Annotated in this window: 18 protein-coding genes; 6 read left to right on the forward strand and 12 right to left on the reverse strand. The window is 42.4% G+C overall.

What is annotated here, in order from left to right; all coding sequences use genetic code 11:
- Positions 1-6: 6 nt before the first annotated feature.
- Together TOL9009_RS0106835 and TOL9009_RS0106840 are read right to left on the reverse strand one after the other, a co-directional pair.
- Positions 7-582: a Uma2 family endonuclease gene (locus TOL9009_RS0106835; RefSeq protein WP_029632073.1), complete on the reverse strand. Its 576-nt coding sequence runs from the start codon at positions 580-582 to the stop codon at positions 7-9.
- A 53-nt stretch (positions 583-635) separates the two neighbouring features.
- Complete coding sequence (locus tag TOL9009_RS0106840) at positions 636-4,622, reverse strand: magnesium chelatase subunit H (protein WP_029632075.1); 3,987 nt, start codon at positions 4,620-4,622, stop codon at positions 636-638.
- Here TOL9009_RS0106840 and TOL9009_RS46975 point away from each other — a divergent pair.
- Together TOL9009_RS46975 and TOL9009_RS0106845 are read left to right on the forward strand one after the other, a co-directional pair.
- Positions 4,590-4,760, forward strand: coding sequence for a hypothetical protein (locus tag TOL9009_RS46975; protein WP_186227707.1), 171 nt, complete (start codon positions 4,590-4,592; stop codon positions 4,758-4,760). The two genes, TOL9009_RS0106840 and TOL9009_RS46975, sit on opposite strands and share 33 nt — an antisense overlap.
- Before the next feature lie 244 nt (positions 4,761-5,004).
- Positions 5,005-6,333, forward strand: coding sequence for a glycosyltransferase family protein (locus TOL9009_RS0106845; RefSeq protein WP_029632077.1), 1,329 nt, complete (start codon positions 5,005-5,007; stop codon positions 6,331-6,333).
- Between the two features lie 61 nt (positions 6,334-6,394).
- On the opposite strand, the gene TOL9009_RS0106850 is transcribed toward TOL9009_RS0106845, so the two are convergent.
- The 4 genes from TOL9009_RS0106850 to TOL9009_RS0106870 form a co-directional block, all read right to left on the reverse strand.
- Positions 6,395-6,781 carry a hypothetical protein gene (locus tag TOL9009_RS0106850; protein ID WP_029632078.1) on the reverse strand — a complete coding sequence of 129 codons (387 nt, stop codon included), beginning with the start codon at positions 6,779-6,781 and terminating at the stop codon, positions 6,395-6,397.
- 130 nt (positions 6,782-6,911) lie between these two features.
- The gene (locus tag TOL9009_RS0106855) at positions 6,912-7,358 is read right to left on the reverse strand and encodes a hypothetical protein (protein ID WP_029632080.1); all 447 of its coding nucleotides are present in this window, start codon (positions 7,356-7,358) and stop codon (positions 6,912-6,914) included.
- Between the two features lie 561 nt (positions 7,359-7,919).
- On the reverse strand, positions 7,920-9,806 hold the full coding sequence (ftsH, locus tag TOL9009_RS0106860) for an ATP-dependent zinc metalloprotease FtsH (protein WP_029632082.1): 1,887 nt from the start codon (positions 9,804-9,806) through the stop codon (positions 7,920-7,922).
- 273 nt (positions 9,807-10,079) lie between these two features.
- Positions 10,080-10,364, reverse strand: a complete 285-nt coding sequence (locus TOL9009_RS0106870; protein WP_029632084.1) for a TRADD-N-associated membrane domain-containing protein — start codon at positions 10,362-10,364, stop codon at positions 10,080-10,082.
- A 310-nt stretch (positions 10,365-10,674) separates the two neighbouring features.
- On the opposite strand from TOL9009_RS0106870, the gene TOL9009_RS0106875 reads away from it, so the two are divergent.
- Complete coding sequence (locus TOL9009_RS0106875; protein WP_029632086.1) at positions 10,675-11,910, forward strand: pentapeptide repeat-containing protein; 1,236 nt, start codon at positions 10,675-10,677, stop codon at positions 11,908-11,910.
- A 123-nt stretch (positions 11,911-12,033) separates the two neighbouring features.
- Here the strand turns inward: TOL9009_RS0106875 and TOL9009_RS38415 are convergent, their stop codons facing one another.
- On the reverse strand, positions 12,034-12,369 hold the full coding sequence (locus tag TOL9009_RS38415; RefSeq protein WP_038296213.1) for a hypothetical protein: 336 nt from the start codon (positions 12,367-12,369) through the stop codon (positions 12,034-12,036).
- Between the two features lie 87 nt (positions 12,370-12,456).
- On the opposite strand from TOL9009_RS38415, the gene TOL9009_RS0106885 reads away from it, so the two are divergent.
- Both TOL9009_RS0106885 and TOL9009_RS0106890 read left to right on the forward strand, forming a co-directional pair.
- Positions 12,457-13,119, forward strand: a complete 663-nt coding sequence (locus TOL9009_RS0106885; protein WP_029632089.1) for a type II restriction-modification system restriction endonuclease — start codon at positions 12,457-12,459, stop codon at positions 13,117-13,119.
- Positions 13,116-14,576, forward strand: coding sequence for a DNA methyltransferase family protein (locus TOL9009_RS0106890; protein WP_029632091.1), 1,461 nt, complete (start codon positions 13,116-13,118; stop codon positions 14,574-14,576). The genes TOL9009_RS0106885 and TOL9009_RS0106890 overlap by 4 nt, the downstream gene beginning before the upstream one ends.
- Before the next feature lie 433 nt (positions 14,577-15,009).
- Here TOL9009_RS0106890 and TOL9009_RS0106900 read toward each other — a convergent pair whose 3' ends face one another.
- The 5 genes from TOL9009_RS0106900 to TOL9009_RS0106920 all read right to left on the reverse strand — a co-directional run bounded on the left by TOL9009_RS0106900 (position 15,010) and on the right by TOL9009_RS0106920 (position 18,014).
- On the reverse strand, positions 15,010-15,360 hold the full coding sequence (locus TOL9009_RS0106900) for a DUF5615 family PIN-like protein (RefSeq protein ID WP_029632093.1): 351 nt from the start codon (positions 15,358-15,360) through the stop codon (positions 15,010-15,012).
- Positions 15,357-15,581 (reverse strand): DUF433 domain-containing protein, encoded by a 225-nt coding sequence (locus tag TOL9009_RS0106905; protein ID WP_029632095.1) that lies wholly within the window; start codon positions 15,579-15,581, stop codon positions 15,357-15,359. The genes TOL9009_RS0106900 and TOL9009_RS0106905 overlap by 4 nt, the downstream gene beginning before the upstream one ends.
- A 110-nt stretch (positions 15,582-15,691) precedes the next feature.
- A complete protein-coding gene (locus TOL9009_RS0106910; RefSeq protein WP_029632096.1) occupies positions 15,692-16,897 on the reverse strand; it encodes a bifunctional cobalt-precorrin-7 (C(5))-methyltransferase/cobalt-precorrin-6B (C(15))-methyltransferase in 1,206 nt (401 codons plus the stop codon).
- Positions 16,898-16,990: 93 nt separating this feature from the next.
- Positions 16,991-17,743: a sensor histidine kinase gene (locus tag TOL9009_RS38420; protein WP_051502826.1), complete on the reverse strand. Its 753-nt coding sequence runs from the start codon at positions 17,741-17,743 to the stop codon at positions 16,991-16,993.
- A 37-nt stretch (positions 17,744-17,780) separates the two neighbouring features.
- Positions 17,781-18,014 carry a PAS domain-containing protein gene (locus tag TOL9009_RS0106920; RefSeq protein ID WP_029632097.1) on the reverse strand — a complete coding sequence of 78 codons (234 nt, stop codon included), beginning with the start codon at positions 18,012-18,014 and terminating at the stop codon, positions 17,781-17,783.
- Between the two features lie 276 nt (positions 18,015-18,290).
- Between TOL9009_RS0106920 and TOL9009_RS38425 the strand changes: the two genes are divergently transcribed.
- Positions 18,291-23,085, forward strand: a 4,795-nt coding sequence (locus TOL9009_RS38425; protein ID WP_038296218.1) for a PAS domain S-box protein, incomplete at its 3' end; no start/stop codon positions are given.

Genomic DNA, 23,085 nt, shown 5'->3' on the forward strand with positions numbered 1-23,085 from the left:
TATAATCTACCAAACTGTTTCTAAATTTAACACAAACCCAGGCAGCAGGTCTTCCCCAGACAGACTAACAGGAGATTCCATCACCTCAACTTCTTGCCCAATTCGATAAATCTCCACTTGCCGCGATTTACGATTAATTAACCAACCCAAACGCACACCATTATCTATGTATTCCCTCATCTTTTCCTGTGCAACCTTCAAACTATCACTTGGTGAAAGTAACTCAATGACAAAATCAGGACAAATGGGGGGAAACTTTTGTTTTTCTTCTTCAGTTAAAGCATCCCATCGTTCTAACTTTATCCAAGAAGCATCAGGGGAACGGTCTGCACCATTAGGCAATTTAAAACAAGTAGAAGAATCAAAAGCGATGCCAGTACCATCGGTATCTGACCAATTAAATAATTGTTGATTTAGTCTACCATTACGATTTCCCGTTTCTCCCCCAGTGGGTGGCATGATAATTAATTCTCCCGTAGCAGTGCGTTCAAACCTCAAGTCACGGTTTGCCTGACATAAATTAAAAAACTGCTCATCTGTCAGTTCCAATACAGATTGAAGGTTGACGGTTAAAGCATTCATGATGATATTCCAGATTGAAAGATTAAGGCAGGCTTTATGCCTGCCCATGAATCCTATTCTACGCCTTCAATCCGATCCTCAACTTCTTGGTACAACTCGCGCAACTTGTTCAAATTCTCTTCGCTAGTCTCCCAATAACCGCGTCCATTCACTTCCAATAAAGTTGATACAACTTTGCGGAAAGAATGGGGATTCAGATTCATCAAACGTTTCTGCATTTCTTCATCTTTGATGAAGGTTTCGTTAGTATCCTCATAAATCCAGTTATCAACGGCGCCGGCTGTGGCACTCCAACCCATCGTATTTACCAATCGCTTGGAAAGTTCACGCACACCTTCGTAACCGTGAGATAACATGCCCTCATACCACTTCGGATTTAACAATTTGGTACGAGCATCAAGACGCACGGTTTCTGATAATGTCCGCACTTGAGCATTTGCGGTAGTCGTATCGGCGATGTATGATGCTGGTGCCTTGCCATCATCGCGCAGACTTGCTACAAGCTTGGTGGGGTCAGAGTCGAAGTAGTGGGAAACATCAGTCAAGCTAATCTCGGAAGAATCGAGATTTTGGAAAGTCGCTTCCGCAGTTTTCAGAGTGCTTTCAAAGATATTCCGCGATTCGTCCATAATACCGGGGTTATCAGAATTGAAAGCGAAGGATTTCCGATTAAGGTACATTTCCTGTAACTCCGCTTCGCTGTCCCAAGTGCTGTTTTCCACCGCCAAATTGATGTTTGACGAGTAAGAACCGGAAGCATTGGAGAAGACGCGAGTTGCGGCTTGACGCAAGTTGATCCCCATGTCCTCAGCTTGTTGCAAAGCATGTTTGCGAACAAAGTTCATCGATGGTGGTTCATCCGCTTCAGCCGCCATTTTCACACCTTGGTCTAACAGATTCATCTGGTTGATGAACAAATCCCGGAACACTCCCGAACAGTTGATGACAACATCAATTCTCGGTCTTCCCAACTCTTGTAAAGGTATCAATTCCAGCTTGTTCACTCGTCCCAAAGCATCGGGAACCGGACGCACACCAATCATCCACATAATTTGCGCTAGGGATTCACCGTAAGTTTTGATGTTATCGGTTCCCCAAAGGACGCAGGCGATGGTTTCGGGATACCTTCCATCGTTTTCAGACTTATTACGAGCCAGAAGCCTGTCTACGACGACTTTCGCTGATTGAACTGCCGCAGTTGTCGGGATCGATTGCGGGTCAAGTGCGTGTATATTTTTACCAGTCGGTAATACATCCGGGTTGCGGATGGGATCACCACCAGGACCGGGAAGGATGTATTCCCCTTCTAAACCTTTGAGTAATGCACCTAATTCGTTATCTGCACAAACTTGCTGCAAACAGAATTCCAAATACTCAAACAACGGTTTAAGTGCTGTTGAATCAAGTTTAGGATATCCTGCTTGATGCAATGCTTCTACCCAAGGTTCCTTTTTGCCCATGTTGAAGAAATTCAACTTGGAAACGAGGGAAACTCGTCCTTCGGCGTCGATTTGCTCTTTCACAAGAGCGCTAACTGCTTCACGAGTTGCGAGGGTGATTTCTTGCAGCAGTTGGACATCTTCTAAAATACCCCGATCGCTATTTTGATAAATCTCATCCAAATCCCGTCCAATGCTATTAGCGATAATTCGCGGCAAACCAACGATTTCTTCTTCTTGACGATCTAAACTAGCGATATTAACTAAAGTAGCGATCGCTTCTTCGGCAGTTGGTGGTTTACCAATTACGTGCAATCCACAAGGCAACAACCTCGATTCAATTTCCATCAACTTGCGATACACGCTGCCAACTATATTATCCCGCTCTTCGGCGGTCATATCTTTAGCATCGGTTTCGGCAAAAATAATATCCTTATCCAGGTTCACCAATCGGCACTTATCGATAATGCTGTTGACAATCGGAACACCGCGTCCAGTATCTTTCAAGGTTTGGTAAGATGCGATTAACTCGCTTAATTCTTTCAAACCTTTGTATAAACCAGCATTTTCCGCAGGTGGTGTCAAGTAAGAAATTGTCGCTGCATAACTGCGACGTTTGGCAATTGTTGCTTCGCTGGGGTTATTCGCTGCGTAATAATACAGATTAGGAATCATACCAATCAGGTTATCTGGATAACATTCCCCAGACATCCCCATTTGTTTCCCAGGCATAAATTCCAAGGAACCATGCGTACCGAAGTGCAGTACAGCATCTGCGCCCCAAAGTTGCTCTAAGTATGTATAGTATGCAGCGAAACCATGATGCGGACTTGCAGAACGCGAGAATAATAACCGCATCGGGTCGCCTTCGTAACCAAAGGTAGGCTGCACACCGATAAACACGTTACCAAATTGCTTACCATAAATCAGCAGATTTTGTCCATCGCTGTTGAGATGTCCGGGAGGTGGTCCCCAATTCTCTTCTAAGCGGTGGGAATAAGGTGTCAGCGCTTCGTATTCTTGCACCGACATTTTGTAGGCGATGTTTAATTCCGGGCTGTTATACTGCGCTTGGGCATCGTGGATGACTTCTTGCATCAACGCTTCGGCTGATTCTGGTAATTCTGGTAAGTCATAGCCGTTATTTTTCAGCGCTTTCATCACTTCAAAGATGGAACCGAATACATCCAAATATGCAGCGGTTCCCACATTTCCCTTATCTGGGGGAAAGCTGAAAACGGTGATGGCAACTTTTTTGTGTAGTTTTGGTTTGCGGCGCAGATTTGCCCATTTTAAAGCACGTTGGGCGATCGCTTCAATTCGATCTTGGAGTGCGATCGCTTTTCCTGTATTTCCATCCCTACCTGATAAAATTATCGGCTCAATTGCCCCATCTAACTCAGGAATTGCAATTTGCAACGCTACTTGAATCGGATGTAAACCCAAATCGCTATCTTGCCATTCTTCAGTAGTTTGAAACACCAAAGGCAGCGCTACCATATAAGGACGATTCAAACGCTTCAACGTCTCAATCGCTTTCGGATGGTCTTGTCTTGCTGGTCCACCTACCAAAGCGAAACCAGTCAGCGATACCACAGCATCAACTAGCGCTGTTTTGGAAGTCGATTCCAAAAAATACGCTTCCACAGGTTTAGAAAAGTCCAAACCACTGGCAAATACTGGAACTACTTTTGCGCCGAGTGATTCCAATTCCTGCACCATTGCCACATAATGGGCATCATCACCGGTTACTAGGTGCGTGCGTTGCAGTACTAATCCGACACACGGAGCTAACGGATCTTTCAAATCTGCGGAAATATCCTTGCGAGCCGTATACCAATTAAGGTATTCTTTTACATCCTCAAACATCGTCGGCGCTAAAGGATGCCAAATCCCCATATCCGGATAAACGACCGGCGCCTGATATTCTAGAGACGCGAAATTTCGTGTTTCTACACCTTTTAATACATACTTCTCAGTTAGCATCAGCAAGAAGTTTTCCAGGTTTTCTGAAGAACCACCTAGCCAATACTGAAAACTGAGCATGAAATTTCGCGCATCCTGTGCTTTTTCCATTGGCAGGAACTTGAGTACTTGCGGCAGTGTTCGCAACAGCTTCAGCATTCCATCTTGGAATCCTGCCCCGGATTTCTCCTTGCGTTTTCGCATGAATTGTGCTATTACGCTTTTCGACTGTCCCAACTGTGCGAGGGAGAAACTGCCCATTTTACTTAGGCGCATTACTTCCGGCATCGATGGGAAAACTACTGAAACGTCCAGCTTATCTCGATGTGGTTCTACAGCTGCGACCACTTTCTGGGCTAAATCTTCAATAAAAATTAATGAGGCGATAAAAATATTCGCAGTCTCGATTTCCCGCTTGAATTCTTCGTAATTCTCTGGATCTCGAAGTTCTTCAATTAAGTACCCGCTGATTTCAATCGCCACGTTGGGATGTTGCGCGTTAATCGTGCGAACCGCTTGTGACAATGCGCTTTGGTACTGCGACTCTAGCACGACGTAGACCACCTTGATTAAATTACGTCCGCGTAAATTATCTGGCGCAATATGTCTAATGGTGGACTTGACGTGGGTGAACATGCTTATGAAGCTCCTTTAATGCGTGTTCTCATGGCGGAAGTTTCCACAGGAAATTATGCTCCTGGTAAACTTCCTCTCTTTAGGCAATATGTGTTTTTTATCAGAAAACGCTTACCCACTGGGCATTTTATCGTCTAACTGACACAAATCGATATAAAAAACGAAATATTTCTTTGTAATTGTTGACTTTACATTAAAGTATTCGCTCACCTATTCGTAAACTTTTTGTAATATATTTTTAATAGTTAAATAGCTATTTAGCTATATATTTTATCACAATATTTAATACTAGCCATAAGCTTTGACTGCCTCTGCAACTTAGGAACGAATTAGGTAATACTTGCCTCTTGACTAATAACCCCTAATTCTTCACCATTAACTCATGAGTCAAGTAGATATTCTCATCCTCTCAAATGGTCCTGGGGAGGTAACAACCTGGGTGCGTCCGGTGGTGCAAGCTTTGCGGCAACAACTGGGGAGCGATCGCTCTGTTGTGCGAATTTCTGTCATATTATCACCAGATACAAATGCTACTGGTAAAGAAGCTGCGATCGCTCGTTCTTATCCAGAAGTAGATCGAGTGCAGTCAGCAGAACATTTTTGGCAGTTTTTGCTTTGGGGAAAGACTTTTGAAAATTGGGATTGGAGAAGTCACGGTGTAGTAGTCTTTCTCGGTGGAGATCAATTTTTCCCGGTGGTAATCGGCAAAAAGCTGAATTATCGCACTGTTGTTTACGCCGAATGGGAAGCTAGATGGCATAGTTTAATTGACCGATTCGCAGTAATGAAATCTGAAGTTGCTAACCGCGTTTCTCAGAAATATGCTGATAAATTTACCGTTGTCGGTGATTTGATGGTGGAAGTGGGGGGGAGTGGGAGAGGGGGAGACAAGGGGACAAGGGGACAAGGGGACAAGGAAGACAAGGAAGACAAGGAAGAATTTGCTACCTCATCTCCCAAAACTGAGATAATTGGACTTTTGCCGGGATCGAAGGCAGCAAAGTTGTCACAGGGAGTGCCTTTGATGTTAGCGATCGCTGAATACATTCACAGCAAAAGACCTCAAACTAAGTTTGTCATTCCTGTTGCCCCAACTTTGGATTTACCAACTTTAGCTAGTTTTGCCGATCCCGAAAAAAATCCCTTTGTGAAAACTTTCGGCTTTAGCAATGCTTCTCTTATTAATCCTGACTTTCCTACAGACGCGATTAATCGCGTCTCTACAACATTCCTAACCGGCAAAGGTTTAAGTGTGGAACTTTACACCCAAACACCTGCTTATGATTTATTATCTCAATGCAGTATCTGCCTAACTACAGTCGGGGCAAACACCGCTGAACTCGGTTCTTTAGGCGTGCCGATGATTGTTTTGCTACCAACACAACAACTTGACGCCATGCGTTCTTGGGATGGTTTACCCGGGCTTTTGGCAAATATGCCTTTGCTTGGTTCTAGCTTTGCGAAGTTAATTAATTGGCTGGTACTGAGACGAAAGGGTTTATTAGCATGGCCCAATATTTGGGCAAAGGAAATGATAGTCCCGGAATTGGTGGGAAAACTTCAACCGCAAGAGGTAGGGGAGATGGTTTTAGATTATTTGGCTAATCCAGAAAAATTGGCAGCAATTCAAGCCAAATTGCGGAGTGTTCGAGGTGAAGCGGGAGCAGCGCAAAAACTAGCCCAAATAGTATCCGAAGAAATTGCCAGATAATAGTCATCTGTTGCAAAAGATGTAGAGACGCGATTTATCGCGTCTTCAACAGACCAATTATCTACTCTGAAGACTTTCCATCTCTGCGTCCGAGTTCATAAACGCCGCAACCTATACAGGAAAGTATACCCATGCTGATTGACCAACTGCGACCTAAGCCTAGTTCTACGCCCCAGTTGCATAATGCCCCAAAGATTAGAAACGGCACTATACTGAAAAGCGAGGCGTAAAAGGCGTTTTGAGATTCTCTTGCTTGACGAGTCTTTTCAAATTCTGATTTACTCATGTAGAGCGATCGCTCGGCAAAGTTAAACCAGCGATTAAGAAGCAGAATTACCCACTCACTGACTGGGGAAAAAGCTAAATATAGCGCCAATGACCACAAACTTGTCCCGGCGATCGCGATCGTGTCTAACTCAACTCTGAAAGGTAGTATATCAGTCAGCATGGGTTTTGTCAGTTCTGCAAAGCTAAATCAACCTTTTAAGTGATTTTTTACAGAAAGTCAACCGCCTTTAGGCTGATTTGCTACTCTATCTCTGTTAAGATTAAATAAAACTAATTTATCAGTATTGTTATTAAAAATAAAATTCTTGCAAAAATGGGTATAACTTATTTGCTAAAAATTCAAACTTTTCTCCAATAGAATCAGGAGAAGTTATTTCATATCCTCTACCATTTAACCAATTATAATTATTATCCGGAATATAAATTAAGTGAGCCATTCCTTCGTTGTAATATCCTGATAAAGTTAGAGTTTTTATTTTCCGAAAAAATCTCAACTTAAAATTTTCGGAAAAGTGTTTTGCTTTAAAAGTTATACATAAATTATCACTCCCAATTTTTTCCGATAACAATTGAAATTGAGCTTTTGGGAGAACTAAAGCCGCATGACTACTTCCAATTGTTTGAAATAATAATTGAAACTGAGTTTTTGGAAAAACTAAAGATGCAATTTTAGCAATCTCTGCTTCAAAATCTGGTTCTCTAGTCTGGAAAAGTTTTCCTGCACCTGTAATAGACATGATTTTTTCCTTTGTTATGGATTTAAAAGTAGCTCCGCTACGACTTTGTACATTGCAATAGTTAAAACTAACACATAGCTAAGATTTGCTCATCCAAAATTACATCTATCAGGCGATTGACATAAATGTAATTATGTGTAAAACAAAAAATATGCTAAATGTTAGTCACACTACTTTACTTCTTTTTAGATATTTCTATATATGATAGTAATATTTCTACGTCTCAAGTATGAAATTTAAGTAAATTTACATGATTTAGGTATATGACCGATTATCAATTGAAACAGGTCAACCCCTTCAGGGAAGTCAAAAGTCAAAAGTCAAAAATAAAATACCGCTAGTTTATAGCTGACACAAGCAAACGAGCGGTTAAATATCAAGTTATTTAATTTTACCTAGTCGAATAATATTATGTTGTAGAGACGTTCCGCCGGAACGTCTTTACAATACGTAATAGACATCTCCAGAAATTAATTATGCGTTGCCCGAAACCCTTGTAGAGACGTTCCGGCGGAACGTCTTTACAATACGTAATGTGTGAGGAAACCCTACCCCAAATGTCTATTGAGACACAACTAATGTTGGCTCAGGTAGCTGAGTATATTCCCCCACAATTTTTCGGAATAAATCTCCCTCAATTGTCTCTTGGTCTGACAACAAATCTACCAGATACTCCATTACTTTGCGGTTTTCTTGCAAAAGTTCTTTTGATTTGATGTAGCAATGGTTGATAATTTCCCGCACTTGGGAATCAATTTTGGCGGCAATTTCTTCAGAATACTCTGATTTATTCATCCAGTCACGTCCTAAGAATACCTCTCCGCTGCTTTGATTTTCTAGGGAAAGTAAACCTAAGTCAGACATGCCGAAACGTGTCACCATTTGCCGTGCCATTCCAGAAACTTTTTGCAGGTCATCTCCGGCACCGGTGGTTACTTCTGGTTTGCCGAAAACAATTTCTTCAGCGGCACGACCTGCTAAAGTTGAGGTAATTCTGGATAGCAGTTGAGAACGAGAAATTAAGCCTTGTTCTTCGTTGGGAGTAAACCAAGTTAAACCTTGGGCTTGTCCTCGTGGGATGAGGGTGACTTTCTGCACTGGGTCATGTTCTTTAAGTAATGTCCCAACTAAAGCGTGTCCAACTTCATGGTAAGCAATTAAGCGCTTACTTTTGCTGTCTACTAAGGGCGTACCTTCCATCCCAGCTACAACCCGGTCAACAGCATCATCAATTTCTAAAAGGGTGATAGATTCTTTGCGACGTCTGGCGGTGAGAATTGCGGCTTCGTTGAGTAAATTGGCTAAATCAGCACCAGTAAAACCAGGAGTGCGGCGAGCGATCGCTTCTAATGATACACTCTTATCTACTTTTTTATTCCGCGAGTGGACTTCCAGAATTTCCAATCGTCCTTTCATGTCCGGTGCATCAACTATTACCTGCCTATCAAAGCGTCCCGGACGCAATAATGCTGAATCCAGTACATCTGGGCGGTTTGTGGCAGCAATAATAATGATGCCGGTGTTACCTTCAAAACCATCCATCTCAGTAAGGAGTTGGTTTAGGGTTTGTTCTCTCTCGTCGTTACCACCACCAATACCTGCACCACGCTGTCTGCCTACGGCGTCGATTTCATCGATAAAGATGATACAAGGAGCGTTATCTTTCGCTTTCTTGAACAAATCGCGGACGCGGGATGCACCAACACCTACAAACATTTCCACAAATTCCGAACCGGAAATGCTGAAGAATGGTACACCAGCTTCCCCAGCGATCGCTTTTGCGAGTAAAGTTTTACCAGTGCCTGGAGGTCCAACTAACAAAACTCCTTTGGGAATGCGGGCACCAACAGCGGTAAATTTTTCTGGTTGTTTGAGGAAGGTAACGACTTCTTGCAGTTCTTCTTTCGCTTCTTCGATGCCTGCAACATCGTTAAATGTTACTCCTGTTTTTGCCTCCATTTGAAAACGCGCTTTCGATTTGCCGAAGTTCATCGCTTGGCTAGAGGCATTAGTCGAGCGACGCAGGAATAATAACATTAACGCTACTAGTGGCAAAATCCACATTAAGTTAATCAAAAGCCCAACAGCTGCTCTACTATTAGCTGAGGAAACCTCCCCAAACTCAACTTTATTCTCTTTGAGTTTATTAATTAACTCTGTATTATTTTCTAAAAGCCTTACTCTTTGTGGTGTCTCTTTTTTCCCTTTGAAATAAACTGTGGCAAGTTGTTCAGTTTCGTCAAGTTCTACCTTCTCAACTTGGTTGTTTTTAGTCGCTTTCAGCAAGTCACCATACTCTAGAGTTTGCCGCTCTGCTTTTTGCGCTAATGCGGGACTACTGCCGAAAATTCCTGGCAACATGATTAAACTGGCTGCTAGCGCTCCAGTCAATGCTATGCGCTTTGACGAGTGCTGTTTGCTCAATGCCTTTTTCTGAAAATTTGTCATAATAATTACCCTTTGTCTGCTGCTACATAACAGAGCGCTAGTTTTATGTCTATTCTTTTAGCAAGAATTGAAATCACTGTTTTCTTAATCTAGTGTAACTTTCAGTTTCAGGCATTTCCAAGTCTGTTTCGGCTGGGGCAGTGGGATGAGGGGGATGAGGGAGATGAGGGGGATGAGGGAGACAAGAAGAAATTTCTTCCCCTGCTCCCCCTGCTCCCCCTGCTCCCCCTGCTCCCCCTGCTCCCCCTGCTTCCCCATCCTCCCCCTCCCTCTCTACTTCTCGCTGTCGTTTATTTCTGCTAAAACCTTGTCAAGTCTATCGTTTGCATCTTTCGCGAGAGATATGCAACATACACTTGAAGCTAAACCTCCAGCAGCGGCAACTGTTCCTTCTGGAACTTGATTTGACAAAATTAGCCCAGCACCTATAAGTCCAATAAAGAAAGATACTGAGGTGGCAATCAAGGCTAGGTTAAAGCTGTAAGTTGCTTGTCGCAAGCGTTCTTGGGCAATACTTAATTCGATTGTAGAGTGATTCGGGGTTAGTTTGTTATTCATGGATTTTGCTCGCGGATTTAAATTTCATACTTCTAATGTCGAGCCAAATCCTGGAAATACTGACTAGGCAATGATTCTGTTGTAAATCACTTGTGTGTTTTCTATGATTGTCGTATGCGTTAGTTGCGATCGCGTAATACAATTTTTTGTGATGTTGCGCTTAATCCCCCTGCGCCGAGCGCACGCTACGCGAACAGGCTGGAAGCCTGGGGCTATACGAACAAAGCCCACCTGCGTGGGCTAATTAGGGGCATCTTTATATAGAAACGGTATAAATACAAATACTCGCAGATAAAGAGTTAGCTAAACTATGACAGACTCTAGCCTTGCCAGGAAAAAGAAGAAAGTAACTTACACAGCATCTATACAAGGTATAGAGAGGGCAGAAAAAGCCTTGCAAAGGCTAGGGTTTGAGTCAAAAAGTAACTTTGCAGAATCTCAACTTTTATCTCGCAGTACAGTTACAAAGTTTTTTCAATGCCAGCCAATTCAGCTTGATTCTTTTACAAGGATATGTAAGGCACTGAAATTGAATTGGGCAGAAGTTGCGGGGATAATAGAAGAAGGACAATCACAAGGTTTAGAAAGAAATAATTACAGTAGCCCTGATACTGATGAGGTGGTACAAGTGCAAGCAGTTCAGCGTCAAGTAACTGTAATAGATAAAGAAAGTAAAAAAATTAAAGCGGTTATTGTATTAGAAGGCGATATAAATTCAGTTAATAGTAATTTTAAAGTATCCCTGGAATTAGCTTTACTAACATATCCAGGAGATACTATAAAAATTACAGATATTCAAGCAGGCAGCATTCGATTAATTGTAGAGGGTTCTCAAGAGGATATCGAACGGCTTGTATCTCGCATTCAATCAGGAGAACTAAAAGAATTAAGCGGTTTTCCTGTTGAAGATATTCAAGTTTTGAACGAAAGTTCAGATGATGAAGAAAGTAATGAACTGAATGATAAATGGCATCTAGTGCAGGAGATTGTCAATCATGCAGTTGAGGGTCGAAACCTGAGTTTTGCCGACCTGAGTGATGCCGACCTGAGTCGTGTCAACCTAAGAGGTGCCAACCTGAGTGGTGCCAACTTGGTTGATGCCGACCTGAGTCGTGTCAACCTAAGAGGTGCCGACCTGAGTGATGCAAACCTGAGTGATACCAACCTGAGAAGTGCCAACCTAAGAGGTGCCGACCTGAGTGATGCAAACCTGAGAAGTGCCAACCTGATTGATGCCAACCTGATTGATGCCGACCTGATTGATGCCAACCTGATTGATGCCGACCTGAGTGTTGCATTCCTCAGAGATGCCAACCTCAGAAATGCCATCTTGATTGGTGTCAACCTGAGTCGTGCCAACCTGAGTAGTGCCGACCTGAGAGGTGCCGACCTAAGTGGTGCCGAACTGAGGGGTGCGAATGTCGAAAATGCTGTATTCGGAAATAATATAGGAATTTCTGAAGCCAGAAAACGTGACTTAATTCAAAAAGGAGCAATCTTTGAGGATTATCCTGGCGATCGCTCTTCCGTTGCGCTTCCTCACTAACAATTGTAGTTGTTGTGCGATCGCTCCTCCGTCCTGCTTCCTCACTAACAATTGTAGTTGTTAGGCGATCGTTCGGACATTCTCCTTCCTCACTAATAATTGTAGTTGTTGTGCGATCGCTCTTCAATTCTCATTCCTCACTGATAATTGTAGTTGTTGTGCGATCGCTCGGACATTCTCCTTCCTGACTAACAATTGTAGTTGTTGTGCGATCGCTCTAGAGTTCTGCTTTATGACAAATAATTGTAGTTGTTGTGCGATCGCTCGGACATTCTGCTTCCTCAGTAATAATTGTAGTTGTTGTGCGATCGCTCGGACATTCTTCTTCGTCACTAATAATTGTAGTTGTTGTGCGATCGCATACAACCTCAAAACGAAAAATTTAGAATTTACGCAACTGTCACACGAAAAATATAAATATAAACTCGTAGTAAGCGCTAAAGCGCTTATTTCAGGCACTAAAGTGCCTACTACGAGTAAGATTTAGTGTTAAGACAGACACGATATTAGAAATCAGCAAACTTCACTATAAATTGGACTGTTAATATGCAATCACTGACTATAGAAACTCTCTGCGCTGAAGCGGTACAGTTTTCAATAACTGAATCTATCTACCCAGAACCTTCACTCTATCGAGTGACTGATGGTAAAGCGGTGGGGACGTATGTGGAGCATAAATTTAGGGCATATCTGAAGATAAAATACGAGTTTCAAGCAGGTAACTCAGCTAGTGGTATAGATTTTCCGGGATTATTAGTTGACATGAAGGTAACAAGTATTAGACAGCCACAATCTTCGTGTCCTTTTAAGTCTGCAAGACAGAAAATTTATGGACTTGGGTACTCGCTGCTTATTTTTGTATATGACAAAGCAGACAATAATATAGATCAGACTGCTACTTTAAAAATCTTGCACACGATTTTTGTAGATGCGGAAAGAACAGCAGATTTTCAGATGACACGGGGAATTCGCAATATTCTTGATAATGAAGGAAATAAAGATGATATTATTGCCTTCATGCTTGATAGAAATCTGCCTGTTGACGAAATCGAAGCTGCTAATATTGCCGATGAAATACTCGAAAATCTTCCTAAACAAGGTTTTCTTACCATCTCTAATGCGCTACAATGGCGACTTCAGTATGGCAGACTAATTGAACGTGCAGGTCAGGAAGATGGAATTATTAGTATTTATAAAATTATACCATAATGCGAACAGCAGACAAAGCCAAAATTGAATATGGAGATTTTCAAACACCTATAGAACTAGCAGATAAAATATGTCAAAAGTTAGTAGAACTAGGCGTAAAACCTGATGTGGTGATTGAACCAACATGCGGAATTGGCGCTTTTATTAAAGCATCAGCGTGTTCTTTTAAATCTGTAAATAAAATTATAGGGATTGAAATAAATCCGGAATATATATGCAAGATTAATCAAAACAACTCTTTTTTTGAACATTTATCTCTGGAAGTAAGTCAAGGAAACTTTTTTGAAATTAATTGGTTCTCATTAATTGAACATTTTTCAGAACCAATCTTAGTTATTGGTAATTTTCCTTGGGTAACTAATTCACAGCACGGAATAATTAACGGCTTAAACATGCCAGAAAAAAAGAATTTTCAAAATTATACTGGACTTGATGCAATTACAGGAAAAAGTAATTTTGATATATCAGAATGGATGTTAATACAAGCTGTTGAATGGCTACAAAACCGCAATGGTTATTTAGCAATGATTTGCAAGACATCTGTTGCCAGAAAATTACTAAAATATATTCATACCAACAAACGGCAACTGGCTTATGCAGGTATCTTCGGAATTGATGCCAAGAAATACTTTGGTGTTTCTGTTGAGGCTTGTTTATTATTTTGTAAATTTGATTCTGCTTCACATAACTATTTATTTGATGTTTTTGAGAATCTAGAAACTAAAAAAAGTTATCGAATTGGATATAAAAATGGTATTACTATCAGAAATTTAGCTGATTTTGAAGAATTAAGTAATTTGTATGGTAGCAATGAAATTAAATGGCGTTCTGGTATTAAGCATGATTGTTCACAAGTTATGGAGTTTCATCAGGTAAACGATAATCTGATCAATGGATTGGGTGAAATAGTAGATATAGAAAAAAATTACCTTTTTCCGCTGCTTAAAGGTTCGGACGTAGCAAATAATCGAATAACATATACAAAGCGTTATACTCTCGTTACTCAACAATATATTGGTGAGTCTACAGACCTTATAAAAAGCATTGCTCCTAAAACTTGGTACTATTTAGAAAGTCATGCTAATTACTTAGATAAGAGAAAAAGTAAAATTTATGATAATAATCCACGCTACTCTATTTTTGGAGTTGGAAACTATACTTTCGCACCTTGGAAAATTGCAATTTGTGGACTTTACAAAAGCTTGGATTTTCGGTTGATAAAGCAAATAAACAATAAACCTGTAGTTTTTGACGATACTATTTACTTTCTCAGTTTTTGTGATGAGCAAGTTGCACGTAAAACTTTCCAGCTTTTGACTTCTTCTTCAGCTACTAGATTTTTTTCATCATTAATTTTTTGGGATGAAAAGCGTCCGATCAAAGCTAGTATTCTCAACAGCTTAAACTTAAGAGAACTTGAGAAAGTAGAAACGTTTACCTTATTTGGTAATTCATAAGCAATATTTCTATTACGGTGGGGAGGGTGCGATCGCTCCTCAAGCCAGCACCAAAATACTTTCTTGCTCTGTGTTCCCAAACTGACTTATGATGGCGTAATTATTCCGCAAGATTTGTACAGATGAAGCTTGGTCGCTGACATCTTGCACCATTCTCAATTAGCCTCCAGTCCCGCCCAGAGTTAAAACTCAGGGCTTATAGCTCAAGTCCATGCTTTGTGGACTAAAACCTTTATCTAGTCGTCTTTAGACGACTTTAACTATTAGCCTCAGAATTTATTCTGAGGCGGTTTTGGGAATTGTGCAAGATATCAGGATACAGATCCGTTATTTGCAAAATGATTCTGTCAGAAAGGTTTTCGTCCAAAAGCAGTTTCACAGATATGCCACGAATAACTTTTTCTCGCGATCGCTCCTCAATTCTTCTTCCTCACTAACAATTGTTGTTGTTTGCGCTGATTTCTACTAATGTCTCACCAGCCGCTAAAAGTTCTAAGGCTCTAGGTAACGTCTCGCTCAGAATCTCGCGCAACCGAGCATTAGAGGTATTGCCACAAGTCAACCAAATAATTTGTGGCGGCGAACCAAGCCGCTCAACCAGATCCACAAAGTCGCTGTCCTTAGTCATCACAATGGATTTCTGGGCTTTTGCTGAGGAGAAAATTTCAGGATCTTCAGCATCTCTTAGCCCAAGATCACGTAAGGCTACTGCTTCAACGCCAAATGTGCTGGTAATCCAGGTTGCAATTGCCGGGGATAGGTGTGCATCTACCCAGATTGTCATGCCACTAAAACCGGGTGATTAAGTTTTCGTGAGGCATATAAAAGTGATGCCTTGAGATCATCCGCCTCAAGATCAGGCATTTCTTCTAAAATTTCTTCTGCACTTAGACCTGCTGCAAATAAATCGAGTATATCTGACACTCGAATTCTCATCCCTCGGATGCAGGGGCGACCGCCGCACTGTCGAGGATTAACTGTAATTCTTGAAAGTAGTTCTGCCATTAAAGGTAACTCTCACAACATTTATCTCTATTGTGAACCAGAGATAAAAGGGTTTCAACTGATAGTATTAAATGATTATCTTATTGCTGATTTTAGTTTTTGGAAGTCCCTTACTTCACCACTACCCACTGTGTAACAGGCGCCATCGCTTTCCAACCCAAAAATTTACCGACGGGTTCCGCTCGTTGAATTGCGATGCGAGTTAATGTCCCACCTACTTGATTGTGCCATTGCAGCAGCTTTTGTTCGCTTTCAACAGTTACAGCGTTAGCAACGAAGCGTCCACCAGATTTAAGAGAATGCCAACAAATATCAAATATTCCCTCTGCTGTAGCACCACCACCAATAAATATGGCATCAGGTGCTTCTAAATCTTCAAGTGCAGCAGGCGCCTCACCTTGAATTATACACAAATTTGGTGTACCCAGAGCAGCGGCATTATCGGTAATGTAGCGCAATCGTGATAGATTTTGTTCGATCGCGATCGCTCGACAACGATAATGACTCCGCATCCATTCAATCCCTATCGAACCACAACCCGCACCCACATCCCACAATAATTGTCCCGGTATGGGTGCAAGTGCAGCTAAGGTAATTGCCCTAACTTCATGTTTGGTAAGTTGTCCATCGTGATGATATGCTGTATCGGGTAATCCGGGAGTGCGCTTAAGCAGCATAACTGGTGAATCTGCAATACATTCAACGGCAATTGTATTTAAATCGGCAAGTTCGCTGATATTCCAAGATGCAGCGACACCCTTAACGATGCGTTCGTGAGTTCCTCCCATCCGTTCTAAAACTGTAATTTGACTATTACCAAAGCCGCGTTTTACCAACATTTCGGCGACAATAGCGGGGGTTTTTCTGCCTTCACTGAGAATCAAAAGACGCGCTCCTGGATAAATCACCGGATGTAATAAAGAAGGATCGCGACCTGTTAAACTTAAAGTCTCTACCTCTGTTAACGACCATCCTAAACGAGCGCAAGCAAGACTGAAGGCTGAGGGACTTGGAATAATCGTCATCTCTGCAATGGGAATTCGCCGTAGTAGCGTTACCCCAATTCCGAAACACATCGGATCACCACTAGCGAGAACACAAAGCGATCGCCCACGACGGCGGATAATTTCTTCTATAGTATCATTTAAAGGTGAAGCCCAAACTAGCTTTTCGCGACGATCGCTTTCTGGGAGCATATTTAAATGGCGATCGCCTCCCACTAACACCTCTGCTTGCTCCACCAAGCTACGTGCAACCGGATTTAACCCCAAAATTCCATCTTCACCAATTCCGACCACAGACAGCCATTTTTGCATCAAACTTAATTAACCTGACTTAATAATAAGCTATTTCAAGTCGCTACTAATAAAGCGATCGCAGTTTACTGTGGTTATATTTGCAACTATATCCTAGCAAGGCAAACGAACATTTACAATAGTTCCTTTTTCAGGAATGCTATCAATTGTAAATTCACCACCATATAATTTCACTATATGCTGAACAATAGCCAGCCCTAAGCCAGAACCTTGTTGTTCCCATAACTTTCGATTAAATTGTACAAAAGCTCCAATTTTATCAATCTCTTCAATTGTCATCCCTTTGCCATTATCAATTATAGATAAATTAAATTTGTTACCTTCTATCTTACTCATAACTTGAATTTCGCTGCTTGGGAAAGAAAATTTCAAACAATTATCAAGTAATTCTTCAATAAGAATACTCAATTTTTCTCCTGGTAGTTGTACGGTACATTCTTGGATATCTAGCTTTAAATCTTTTTGTCTACAATTTTCTGTAGCTTTTTTGAGAGCGACTTCACTAATAATTGTCTCAACAAGACATGTATCTCTTTTTTCTTGGATTTCATGGATTTTTTCGGGATTTTTGGCTATTAATTCCAGATTACTATATAATAAAAATCTTCTAACTAATGCATTCAAGCGATTGGCAGATGTGTAAATTGATTCTGCAATTTCGACTTCTTCAGAGCCAGGTATGATGTCACAATTTTCTATTAACAGCTGTGACATACCAAGAATACCATTTAAAGGAGTATTTAGTTCGTGAGGTAATGAGTGAGCAATATTCATTCTGAGTTCATCTAGTTTAGCTTGAGCTTGGCGTTCAACCAAAGCCTGTTGCTCAAGACGAGAAGCGATCAAAAATTTCTAGGTCTTTTTGGCGAAAAAAGTTTGCTTGTTATTTCGGGAAGAACTCGTAATCTGTTTTGCCAATAGCCTGCTCTGCTGTAATGCCAAAAATATTTTCGTAGGTATGATTCCAGAGCTTGAATGTCCCAAAACTTTCTGGTTTAGCATCTTTAACAAAGACTGCCACAGGCAGATTATTAATCATCGACTGTAAAAAGTTGCGAGTCTGCTGGAGTTCCTCTTGTGCTTTTCGGGTTTCAGTAATGTCAATTGTGCATAGCACGCAACAGTAAAACGCAGTTCCTCGAAACTAAAATATCCTGTTGATGTCTACTAAATTATGAAACATTAGACATCTCCAGAATTTAATTAATTATGCGTTGCCCGAAACCCTTGATGAGACGTAGCAGTGCTACGTCTCTACGTCTTTTCGGGAGATGTCTATTAGATAGCAGAACCTTTATTTGGGAAGTATAAATATATGTAATAAATTTCGTCTGCCTCTGCCTTTTTTTAATAAAATTATCTGGAAGCGCGATCGCGTTTATATTTTTAATTTATGAGTCATCGCTCTCCCCTCACAATTCTCCTGGTTGATGATTGCGCTGAAGATCGGCTGAAATTGTGTCACTTATTGCAGCAGGATAGCCTGTATAACTATCGCATTTTTGAGTTTGAGACGGTAACACAGGCAATGACATGGTGTCAGCAAGAGATACCAGATGTGATTGTGCTAGATTTTTTGTTGCCCGATGGGGATGGGCTGGAGTTTATTCAACAATTCCGACAATGCCATAGCCATAGCCAAACTGCTTTCATTATGCTGACAGGACAAGGCGATGAAATTATTGCTGTCCGTGCGATGAAAAGCGGTGCTCAGGATTATCTGGTTAAAGATAAACTCACGGCTGAAGTTCTTCAAAGCGCAATTCATCATGCCGTTGAACGGATGCATCTAATCCGGCAGTTAGAACAAAGTCGGGAACAACAACAACTGATTGCGGCGATCGCCCTACGGATTCGTCAGTCTCTGAAACTAGAAGAGATTCTACGTGCCACAGCCACAGAAGTGCGGCAGTTTTTGAAAGCAGATCGAGTAGTGGTCTATCAATTTCAGCCGGATATGAGCGGCACAATTGTCGCAGAGTCAGTGCTTGGTGGTTGGACAGTGGCTCTGGGGAAGCAGATTCAAGACACCTGCTTTCAACAAAGAGCCGGAAGTGACTATCGTCAAGGTAAAAAACGAGTAATCGACGATGTTTATCAGGCTGGCTTAACGAATTGTCATTTGCATCTTCTAGAACAATTTGAAGTCAAAGCCAATCTGGTAGTACCGATTTTGGTCAAAGAGCAATTATGGGGATTATTAATTGCTCACCAATGTAATGCATCTCGTGACTGGCAAGCGGTTGAACTAGATTTGTTGGATCAGCTGGCAGTGCAAATAGCGATCGCCATTCAGCAGGGGAGTGCCTATGAGCAAGCACAGGCAGAACTGGCAGAACGCCAACGGACAGAAGCAGCCCTCAGAACCAGCGAAGAGAAACTCAAGCTTACCCTGAGTTTTGCTAGTATTGGCTATTGGGAATGGAACCCAATCACTAATCAAATATTTGCTAGTGAGAATGCAATTCGCTGTTTTGGTTCCGATCTGAGTGATGTGAACTGGACTTATGAAAAGTGGCTTAATCAACTACATCCAGAAGATCAAGAATGGGTTGAGCAGAAACTGAGGCAGGCGATCGCCACACAAACCGATTATGCTGTGGAATACCGAGTTGTTTGCCCTGATGACAGCATTCACTGGGTATCGGTAAAAGGACGGGGAGTTTACGATCAAACTGGACAACTGCTGCGGATGCTGGGCGTGGTAGTGGACATCACAGAACGCAAACTCTCAGAGGAGGAGCGGCAGCAAGCAGAGATGCTGCGAATTGAATTACATATTCTGGAGCAGATTCTCGAAGTCGGTCTAGCAGGTTACTGGGACTGGGATATTCCGGGCAATCAGGAGTATTTGAGCTTAACTTTTAAGCAGATGTTCGGCTATGAAGATCATGAGTTGCCAAATACACCAGAGAGCTGGCAACGCCTGATTTTTCCAGAGGATTTACCGGGTGTTCTGGAACTTTTCGAGCAACACGTCCAAAGTCGTGGACAAATCCCCTTTTATAATGAGGTGAGATATCGGCATAAGAATGGTTCTACCGTTTGGGTCATTTGTTCCGGTCGTGTCATTGCATGGGATCAAGACGGCAATCCCCTTCGCATAATTGGTTGCCACATTGACATTACACAACGCAAACAGGCAGAAGCTCAATTGTTAGCGATCGCTAGTTTGCAACAAGCCATTTTAGATGGCACCGACTATGCCATTATTTTCAACAACTCAGAGGGCATTCAAACCTTCAACGCGGCTGCCCAGAAAATGTTGGGCTACACAGCCGATGAAGTTGTTCGGCAAATAAATCCAACTACATTTCACGACCCGGAGGAACTCAAACAACGGGCAGCAAAACTATCGTTGGAATTAGGTAGGGAAATTGCACCCGGTAGGGAATTTTTTACTATCGTTACTCAAGACGGAAGCACCTATGAAAACGAATGGACTTACATTCGTAAAGATGGCTCCCGCTTCCCTGTATTTCTGTCGGTGAAAATTCTGAAGGATTTGGAAGGACAGAATATCGGCTTTCTAAGTATTGCCAAAGATATTACCCAGCAAAAACAAATAGAGACAGCCCTTCGAGACAGCGAACTCCGTTATGCACATCTGGCAGAAGCTGCTCCTGTAGCTATTTTCCAGCTGGATGCCCTTGGGAGCTGCATCTATGTGAATGATCGCTGGAGTGAGATGACTGGTAGACCAACACAAGCAGCATTGGGGGGTGGCTGGGTACAGGCTTTGCACCCAGAAGACGGCGAGCGTTTAGGGAGGGAATGGTCTCTAAAATTTGAGCAAGGAAATGTTGACCCAAGGGAATTTTATCAGAGTGAGGGCAGGCATCTACGCCCGGATGGCAGCATCAACTGGTTCTGCGTCCAAGTACTACCCGAAATCAACACCAACGACACCATTATCGGCTACATCGGCACACTAACAGATATCAGCGAACGCAAACAAGCTGAAGAACAGCTGCATCACCTCTCCGAACGGCTAACCCTAGCCATCAGTTCAGGAGGGTTCGGCATTTGGGAATATGATTTCGTCCAGACAAGGCAGATTTGGGACGATCGCATGTATGAACTGTATGGAGTGAGCAAGACTGATTTTAACGACTCTTTTGATGCTTGGTTAAACTGCCTGCACCCGGACGATCGCCCTTATATGCTGGAAACTATGGAGCAAGTTCTCCAAGGCAAGCAAGAATATAATGTTGAGTTCCGCGTCGTTCAACCAACTGGGGAAATTCGTTTCCTCAAAGGCTACGGTATTCTCAAGCGTGACCACCAGGGTGAAGTTGTACGGATGATTGGGGTTAACTATGATATTACAAATCGCAAACAAGCTGAACAGGAACTCGTCCGCAACAGGGATTTGCGAGAAGCAATTTTTAACGAATCTGCTGATGCCCTGTTTTTAGTCGATTCGCAAACGCTGCTCACCTTAGATTGTAATCGACGGGCGGTGGAATTATTTGAGGCTACTGACAAATCTGAACTAATTTTGATTGAAGGACATAAACTCCAGTGCCGTCAATTTTCTTTTGATGAGATGGCTGCGATCATCACAGAAATCCAGTCGAAAGGAGTATGGAGTCGAGAGATTGAATATGTTACTCTTCAGGGTAAAATTTTCTGGGGCAACATTGCAGCCAAGCCCATTACTGTAGCTGGACATACCATGAATCTAGTACGGGTAAGTGATATCAGCGAACGCAAACAGGCTGAAGAAGCACTGGCGAAATATGCCCGTGAGGTCGAAGATTTGTACGAGAATGCTCCCTGTGGCTACCATTCCATCAACAGCGAAGGCATATTGATCAAGGTCAACGAGACTGAACTGCAATGGTTGGGTTATACCCGTGAGGAAATGATTGGCAAACCCCTAGTGAATTTTTTCACCCAACCCAGCTGCTTCGCTTTCGCGCAAAACTATCCTCGCTTCAAAAAGCAGGGCTGGGTAAAAGATTTAGAATTTGACATGATTTGTAAAGATGGCACAGTTTTACCAGTGCTGATCAGCGCTACTGCCGTCAAAGATGCAGATGGGAACTATCTATATAGCCGTAGCACCCTATTTGATATCCGCGAACAGCAAGCTGCACTACGTGAACGCAAACAAATCGCGCAAAAACTGGAAGAATCACGCAAAATGCTGCAAACGGTACTAGATACATTTCCCCAACGTGTTTTCTGGAAAGACCGCCAATCGCGCTTTCTCGGCTGCAATCCAGCATTTATCCGCCATTCTCAACTGACAGCGGATGAGATCATCGGCAAGACCGACTTTGAATTACCTTGGGCAAAGTCGGCACACCTCTACTGTGCAGACGATGCGATGGTGATGAATACCCAAACACCTAAACTAGGGTATGAGGAGCCAACGAGAGGACTTAATGGCGAAGAACTCTGGCTGCGAACTAATAAAGTCCCCCTCACTAATAGCGCAGGTGAGGTGATTGGCTTACTGGTATCTCACGAAGATATCACAGAACGCAAACAAGCGGAAGCACAACTGCGGCAGACGAATGAGCAACTTGCTAACGCCAACGTGGAACTTGCCCGCGCAACCCGCCTCAAAGACGAATTTCTTGCAAACATGAGCCATGAACTGCGAACGCCTCTTAATGCCATTCTGGGTATGTCTGAGGGCTTCTTGGAAGGTGTGTTTGGTTCCATTAATGAAAGACAAGTAAAAGCGATCGCCACTATTGAGCGCAGTGGCAGACATTTGCTAGAACTAATCAACGACATTCTAGACTTGTCTAAAATCGAATCTGGCAAACTGGAACTGCAATTGAGTGATGTTTCTGTCAGGAGCCTCTGTGATGCCAGCCTCGCCTTTGTCAAACAAATGGCTTTGAAAAAGAATATTCGCCTCAATACTCACGTTTATGACAATATTGGCAGCATCCAAGTAGACGATCGCCGCCTGCGTCAGGTACTGATCAACCTGTTGAGCAACGCTGTCAAGTTTACACCAGAAGGGGGATCTATAAAGCTAGAAGTCCGGCTGGAGGGAGATGAGGGAGCAGGGGGAGCAGGGGGAGATGGGGGAGCAGGGGGAGCAGGGGGAGCAGGGGGAGCAGGGGAAGTAAATTCCCCCTTGTCTCCCTTGTCTCCCTCATCCTCCTCATCCTCCTCATCCTCCTCATCCTCCTCATCCTCCTCATCCTCCTCATCCTCCTCAT

The organism is [Scytonema hofmanni] UTEX 2349 (assembly GCF_000582685.1).
Lineage (GTDB): Bacteria > Cyanobacteriota > Cyanobacteriia > Cyanobacteriales > Nostocaceae > Hassallia > Hassallia hofmanni.